At 67.0% G+C, this 8,076-nt stretch carries 3 protein-coding genes; all 3 read left to right on the top strand.

The genetic code is table 11. The annotated features are described in order from the left end of the window. A partial coding sequence (locus AAHZ94_RS23710) for an MrfA Zn-binding domain-containing protein (RefSeq protein ID WP_349995038.1) occupies nt 1–954 on the top strand: 954 nt, incomplete at its 5' end. A 29-nt stretch (nt 955–983) separates the two neighbouring features. Further along, on the top strand, nt 984–3,956 hold the full coding sequence (locus AAHZ94_RS23705; protein WP_349995036.1) for a DUF8741 domain-containing protein: 2,973 nt from the start codon (nt 984–986) through the stop codon (nt 3,954–3,956). Next, a partial coding sequence (locus AAHZ94_RS23700) for an Eco57I restriction-modification methylase domain-containing protein (protein WP_349995034.1) occupies nt 3,956–8,076 on the top strand: 4,121 nt, incomplete at its 3' end. The genes AAHZ94_RS23705 and AAHZ94_RS23700, both read left to right, overlap by 1 nt.

The raw sequence follows: 8,076 nt of genomic DNA, 5'->3' as shown, positions 1-8,076 counted from the left end.
GCCGAGGCGTCCGGGGACTCCAGTGAGCTCCCCGTCATCGACGCGGACGGCAATGAGCGTCGCCGCAAGAAGCGGGTCATCCCGTACGTCGAGGACCGTCGGAACATTCTCGTGCTGACGCTGGTGGAAGCCTTGCCGGAGAACATCGCGCTGTCGTTGATGTACGCGCTGGAGCGGGGTATCGAGGCCACGTTCGAGCTGGAGGACGCGGAACTCTCCGCCGAGTTGCTGCCGCCGGACGATGGGCCTCGCCGCCGCATTCTGTTCACCGAGGCCGCTGAGGGCGGCGCCGGGGTCCTGCGCCGCCTGCAGGCAGAGCCCAAGGCCCTGGCGAAGGCCGCGGAGCGCGCCCTGGACATCTGCCATTTCCGTCCTGACGGCTCCGACACCGGCGGTCCGCACCCCGAGCGCCCATGTGCTCTGGGCTGCTACGAGTGCCTGCTTACCTATGCGAACCAACTCAGCCACGCGGTCATCAATCGGCACACGACGAAGAAGCTCCTGGTAGACCTGGCCTCGGCCACCGTTCGGCGAGAGGGGCGCGGCGAGTCACGCTCGGAGCAGTACCGCCGCCTGCTCACGGTGGCCCCCTCCGGTGCGGCTCCTGCGCCTGCCGTCGAGCCGACCGCGGTCGAGGCATCCATCGCCGATCTGATCGAGCGGGGTGACTTCCTCGGCTGGGCCAGGACTCGCGGGGTGCGTCTGCCCGACGAGCCGGGCACGTTCCTGACGGAGGCCCACGCGCAACCGGACTTCGTTTACCGCTTCCCCGACGCAAAGCTCGCCGTCTTCGTCGACGGCGCCGATGTCGAGCCCGATGCTCTGCGCGACGAGGATGCCGAGGACCGGCTCTTCAGCGCCGGCTGGGACGTCATCCGCTTCCCGCAGGGCGGGGACTGGGACACCATCGCCACCGAGAACGGCGAGTACTTCGGCAATCCGGCCACCAACTGACACTCTTCACCAAGGACTTGACGACTTCCATGGAACGCACATATTCCGCCGGATCTTTGGTGAAGGCACGCGGCCGCGAGTGGGTCGTCCTTCCTGAGAGCAAGCCGGACCTGCTGGTGCTGCGCCCTCTAGGGGGATCGGACGACGACATTGCGGCAGTCCTGCCTTTCGAGTTCGAGGACGTGGAGGAGGCCAGGTTCACGCCGCCCGAGCCCACTGACCTGGGAAACCAGCGGGCGGCGGGACTACTGCGGACGGCGCTGCGGATCGGTTTCCACTCCGGCGCGGGCCCGTTCCGCTCGCTCGCCGGGATCGCCGTCGATCCGCGCGCCTACCAGCTGGTGCCCTTGCTGATGGCGATGCGCCATCAGACGGTGCGCATGCTGATCTCCGACGACGTCGGCATCGGCAAGACCATCGAGGCCGGTCTCGTGGCGAGTGAGCTCCTTGCCCAGGGTGAGGCGACGGGTCTTGCGGTGCTGTGCTCACCGGCTCTCGCCGAGCAATGGCAGGAGGAGCTGCGCACGAAGTTCGGCATCGACGCCGAGCTGGTGCTCTCCTCGACCGTCTCCCGCCTGGAGCGCGGTCTCGATCTGGGCCAGTCCCTCTTCGACAAGCATCCGAACGTCATCGTCTCGACGGACTTCATCAAGTCGCCGCGTCACCGGACCGACTTCGTACGGCACTGCCCCGATCTCGTGATCGTCGACGAGGCGCACACCTGCGTGACCGCCGACGAAACCGTCGCGTCCGCTCAGAGCCAGCTCCGTCATGAACTACTGCGCCGAGTGTCCGCGGACGAATCACGGCATCTGATCCTGGTGACGGCGACTCCACACAGCGGCAAGGAGTCCGCGTTCCGCAATCTCCTGGCTCTGGTCAAGCCCGAACTCGCTCAGGTGGACCTGGATTCGGAGGCGGGCAGGAAGCGGCTCGCACCGTACTTCGTGGCCCGCAAGCGGGCCGATGTGCGCCAGTACCTGACCAAGGAGGACGGGCTCAGCGACGACAGCCTGGCCGAGCGAACCGCGTTTCCTTCGGACCGGTACTTCAAGGACGAGACGTACAAGCTCTCCCCCGCGTACCGGGCCCTTCTCGATGACGCCATCGCGTACGCGGGTGAGCGAGTAGAGGCCGCCGATGCCAGGGGCAAGCGCGAGGCACGTATCGCCTGGTGGTCGGCGATCGCCCTGCTGCGGACCCTGGTCTCCTCTCCGCGCGCGGCAGCGAAGACGCTGCGGACCCGGTCCGCCGCGGCGATCGCCGGCTCCGCCGAGGAGGCCGACAAGCTCGCGGCGCCGCTCACCCAGGACGCCGCGGACAGTGATGCCATGGAGGGCATGGATGTCCCCCCGGGTGCGGAGACGGGAGACGAGCCGCAGGACGCTCACCACCGAACGCGGCTCGCGGAACTAGCCGAACGCGCGGACCAGTTGGAGGGCCCGACCGAGGATCTCAAGCTCAAAGCCCTGATCAAGCACCTCAAGGCGCTGCTCGCCGACGGCCACAACCCGATCGTCTTCTGCCGTTACATCCAGACGGCCGAGTACCTGGCCGACCAACTGGCCCCGGACAAGGAATCCAAGAAGCGCAGCCCGCTCGGTGCGAAGGCGGTGGTAAAGGCAGTCACCGGCACTCTCTCACCCCAGCAGCGCATCGAGCGCATCGAGGAACTCGCCGCCGAGGCCGGCGAGGACGGTGCGGCCCGCCGCGTCCTGATCGCCACCGACTGCCTCTCCGAGGGCGTCAACCTGCAGCACCACTTCGATGCCGTCGTCCACTACGACCTCGCCTGGAACCCGACCCGTCATGACCAGCGGGAGGGCCGCGTCGACCGCTACGGGCAGCGCAAGAACGAGGTCCGTGTCGTCACCGTGTACGGCGAGGACAACGGCATCGACGGCAAGGTCCTGGAAGTCCTGATCAAGAAGCACCGGCAGATCAAAAAGGATCTCGGCATCTCGGTCTCCGTCCCCGACGAGACGTCGACCGGCGTCACCGACGCCATCGTCGAGTGGCTACTAATGCGCGGTCGCCAGGGTGAACAGGACACCCTGTTCGGCTCCGACGCGCTCAAGGGCCTGTCGGCGCAGATCGAGAGCGACTGGAACTCCGCTGCCGAACGGGAGCGGACGTCGCGCTCCCGCTTCGCACAGCGCTCCGTGCACCCCGAGGAGGTCGCCCGCGAGGTGACCGCGATCCGTGCGGCCCTGGGTGGCGCGGGCGAGATCGACACGTTCGTCCGTGCGTCCCTGGAAGCTCTGGGAGCGGTACTGCGCGACGGCGGCGAGAACTTCACCGCGCAGGTGGGCGGGACGCCCGCCGGACTGCGGGACGCACTGGCTCCGGTCGTGGGCGCCGAGGTGGTCGAGCAGGACCGCCCCATCACCTTCCGCGCCGATCCGGCGATCACGCGCGGCGAGGCCGCGCTCGTCCGCACCGACCCGGTCGTCGGTGCGCTGGCCACCCACGTCCTCAACGCCGCACTCGACCTTCAGGCGGAGGGCGCGCGTCCGGCCCGCCGCTGCGGGGTGATCACCACGGACGCGGTGTCCACCATGACGACACTGCTCCTGGTCCGCTACCGCTTCCACCTCACCTTGCCCTCTCGCCACGGCAGCAAGCAGCTGGTGGCGGAGGATGCCCGGCTTCTCGCCTTCGAAGGGCCCGCTCGCAAAGCACAGTGGCTCTCCCCCGAGCAGGCGATCGCACTCCTGGACGTGTCAGCGGACGGCAACACGAAGCCGAACCTCGGGGTGCGCACGATGACCCGGCTCCTCGATCAGCTCCCGGACCTCGCCGACCACATGGCCGGCTACGGCGACGAACTGGCGGCCGAGCTGGACGCGTCGCACCGCAGGGTGCGTGCAGCGTCCGGTGAGATCGTCCGCGGTCTGAGCGTCGTCGCCCAGCCGCACGCCGACATTCTCGGCGCCTACGTATATCTGCCCACCACCGCCGACATCACCGGCACCGACACCGCGGCTGGAGCCACCGCCTGATGTCTGCCACCTCCCGCAACCAGGGCTTCTCCGCGATCCATCCGGTCGGCGGACTACTCCCCTCCGACCTCCTCGTGCGCTTGGCCGAAGCCACCAAGGGCACTGGCGCGACGAAGGAGTTCAAGGGCCTCACGCCGGCGGACTACCGCATCCCCGGCTCACGCTCCGTACGCGACGAGGCAGAACGCCACTGGGACAACCTCAAGTCCCTGTGGCGTGAACTGCGCGAGAAGCTGCCCGCCGCACCGCAGTCCTCCGTACACGCCGACAGCACGGGGTACGCCCGGCCCAACTGGGTGGAGCCGCTCTTCGAAGCACTGGGCTTCGGGCAGCTCACCCCGGTCGGCCCGGACGGCATCAGCGCGGACGACGGCAGCAAGTCCTTCCTGGTCAGCCACCGCCGCGACGAGACGCTCATCCACTTGGTGCCCTGGCAGACAGACCTTGGCAAGCGCCAGGGCGTGGGCCTCCCGGCCCCTCAGTCGGTGCTCCAGGAAGCCCTGAACCGCAACGAGTCGCATGTCTGGGCTCTGCTCACCAACGGCCGCCAGCTGCGGCTCTTGCGCGACTCGAACGCCTTGTCCACGACCGCGTACGTCGAGTTCGACCTGGAAGCCGTCTTCGACGGTGAGCTGTTCAGCGAGTTCGTGCTGCTGTACCGACTGCTGCATGCATCACGCTTCGTCGGGCGGGACGGCGCGGGCCAGCGGACCTGCTGGCTGGAAGTGTGGCGTGATGCTGCGATCCGGCTCGGCGCACGCTTCCTGGACGACATCAGCGAAGGCGTACGCAGCGCGCTCAAGGAACTCGGCACGGGCTTCCTTAAGCACCCGGCGAACACGGTCCTGCGCGAGAAGATGGACGCTGAGGCCTACCACGCCGCCCTTCTTCGGCTCGTCTACCGCCTGCTGTTCGTGTTCGTCGCCGAGGACCGCGGCGCCCTGCACATGCCCGACGCCACGGAAACGGCACGGGTCCGCTACGCCCGCTACTTCTCCACAGCACGCCTGCGCGACCACGCCCGCAAACGCCAGGGCACCTCGCACACGGACCGCTACCAGAGCCTTCGCATCGTGCTCGATGCACTCGGCGACGAGAACGGCCGTCCGGAGCTGGGCCTGCCGGGTCTGGGCGGGCTGTTCGACGACAAGGACGAGGACGCCCCTCTGCGTGGCCTGTCCCTGTCCAACGAACACCTGATGGCCGCCGTACGCCACCTGGCGGTCGTCCGCGACACGGAGGCCAGGCGCTGGCGTAGTGTCGACTACCGCACTCTGGATGCCGAGGAACTGGGCGCGATCTACGAGTCGTTGCTCGAACTCGTCCCCAAGTACAGCGCGAGTGCCCGCACTTTCGAACTCACCGTCCGGGCCGGCAACGAGCGCAAGAAGACGGGTTCGTACTACACGCCCAGCTCGCTGGTGGACGTGTTGCTCGACTCCACGCTCGACCCGGTGATAGACGCCGCGGTCGCACGGGGGGAGGAGAAAGCGGCAGAGGCGAAGGCGGCGGACGCGCGGGACACAATCGTCGCCGAGTTGCTCGCGCTGACGGTGTGCGACCCCGCCTGCGGCTCCGGGCACTTCCTGGTCGCGGCGGCGCGGCGGATCGCCAAGCGGGTGGCGGCTGTACGGGAGCGGGCTCCGGAGCCCAGTGAGGGCGCCATGCGGCACGCGCTGCACGAGGTGATCGAGCGCTGCGTGTACGGCGTCGACCTCAACCCCATGGCGGTGGAGTTGGCGAAGGTCTCGCTGTGGATGGAGGCGCTGGAGCCGGGGAAGGCGCTGGGATTCCTGGACGCGCGCATCAAGCACGGGAACGGGCTGATCGGTGCCACGCCTGCCTTGCTGCGGGCCGGCATTCCCGACCAGGCGTTCAAGGCCGTGGAGGGTGACAAGGCGGCTGTCGCCCGGGACTGGATGAAGCGCAACAAGGAGGAGCACGAGGGGATCGTCCGCCTCGACACCGCGATGACGGAGGAGGTCAGCGTGACAAACGCGGCCTTCGCCGACGGGTTGCGAGACCTGATCGAGAACGCCGAGACCGATGATGTCGGGCAGGTCCGGAGGCTGGCGGCTCGGTATCGGAAGTGGGTGGAGTCGTCCGCATACGTCAATGCGCTGCATCTCGCGGACGCGTGGTGTGCGGCGTTCATGTGGAAGAAGACGGAGGACGCGCCGCCGCCGGTGACACACCAGGTCTTCATGTCGCTCCATTCCTCAGAGGAGGGGGCGGGCGCCGCGGGGGAGACGCACGACGGAATCATCCGGCTGCGACAGGAATACGACTTCTTCCACTGGCACTTGGAGTTTCCGGATGTGTTCGTGGTGCCGGAGGACCTGGAGAGGGAAGGGGCTGAGGTCGACCCTGTGACGGGGTGGGCCGGGGGATTCGATTGCGTGTTGGGGAACCCGCCGTGGGACAAGGTGGATTTCGAGGACAAAAAGTACTTCAGCGTCGTTGAACCGTCACTCGCGGAGATCTCCGGGACGAAGCGGCGGGCGGCCATCGCAGAGTGGGCGGCGCGCGAGGAGAACGAGGACGCGGGCGCGCGGTACTTCGCGGCACGACGGCGGGTGAAGTCGTCGTTCTTGTTCTTGGGGTCGTCGGGGGCCTATCCGCAGTTGAGGCGGGGCTTGTCGGTCAAGGGCGTCAACTCCCTGCAGACCGATCAGTTGTTCACTGAGCGATTCGTCTCCATCACGGCACCGAAGGGGCGCTGCGGAACCGTGGTCCCTACTCAGATCGCTACGGGGGCGGGAGCACAGTTCCTGTTCCAGGATCTGACGCGGCGGGGTGCGGTGAAGCACCTGTATGACTTCGAGAACGGGCGGCGCACAACGTTCTTCCCGGCCGTGGACTCCCGCTATCAGTTCTCTCTGGTCTCGCTCGCGGGGCGAGGTTTGAAGGAGTTGGCGGCGCGGTTCGCGTTCTTCTTGGGGCACCCGGATGAGCTCACGGAGAGGGATTCCGTGTTCGACCTCTCTCCTGAGGAGATTGAACTCATCAATCCGAACACGGGGACACTTCCGGTTTTTCGGACTCGACGGGATGCGGATCTCACTGCCGGGATTCAACGACGCATCCCGGTTCTTGTCAAGGAACAGCTGATCGATGGAAACCCATGGAACATTGCGTTCAAGAATCTCTTCAACACCACCGATGACTCTGATGTCTTCCGAACCAGGAAGCAGTTGGAGGACAACGGATGGGAGGCCCAGGGAAACACCTTTGTGCGGGGAATGGAGCGAATGCTTCCCCAGTATGACGGTAAGATGGTCCACCTCTTCGATCACCGCTGGAACAGCTACGTCGACATGGGCAACAACGACTACAGACGCGTTTCACTAGAGGAAAAGAAGGACCCGCACGGCTCAGGAATGCCTCGTTACTGGGTTCAAGAGTCGGGGCGAATCCAAACGGTGCGTAACCGTAAGCAGGTCAACGCCCCAGGGGTAGACCTGCGGCTTGACGAGCTTGAGTGGGAACACGACTGGCTACTGGGATGGCGTGACGTGGCCCGTACCACCGATGAGCGGACGGCGATCCCGGCGTTTCTTCCGAAGGTAGGCGCAGGCCACACGTTCCCCCTCATGTTCCCTGACGGCCCGGCGGCACTTACCGCTTCCATGGTCGCTGCCCAGTCGTCTCTGGTCTTCGACTTCGTGGCCCGTCAAAAGGTCGGGGGCATCCACATGGCACTCATGACCTGGAAGCAGCTCCCCGTCCCCCACCCCGACACCCTCTCCCCCCACACCCCCTTCCTCACCCCTCGCACCCTCGAACTCGTCTACACCGCGTGGGACATGGAACCCCTGGCCCGCGACCTCGGCGACACCGGCGCCCCTTTCCAGTGGAACGAGGACCGCCGCACCCAGCTCCGCGCCGAGTTGGACGCATACTTCTTCCACCTCTACGGGGTCTCCCGCGAAGACACCGAGTACATCCTGGAGTCATTCCAGACCGAGAACGGCGGCCTGAAGCACAACGAGATCCGTGACTACGGCGAGTACCGCACCAGGCGCCTCGTGCTCGCCGAGTACGACCGCATGGCCAAGGCCGGACTCACCCTGGAAACCCCCCTGGCCGAGGGCGAGAACTACACCTCACCGCTCACCCC

The sequence above is a fragment of the Streptomyces sp. HSW2009 genome, assembly GCF_040240285.1.
In the GTDB taxonomy this organism is placed as follows: Bacteria; Actinomycetota; Actinomycetes; order Streptomycetales; family Streptomycetaceae; genus Streptomyces.
This window is presented reverse-complemented; position numbering and strand designations above follow the sequence as displayed.

What these genes read in the sequence shown, in the direction of transcription:
- AAHZ94_RS23705 (WP_349995036.1), top strand. Translation starts at nt 984, where the DNA reads ATGGAACGCACATATTCCGCCGGATCTTTGGTGAAGGCACGCGGCCGC.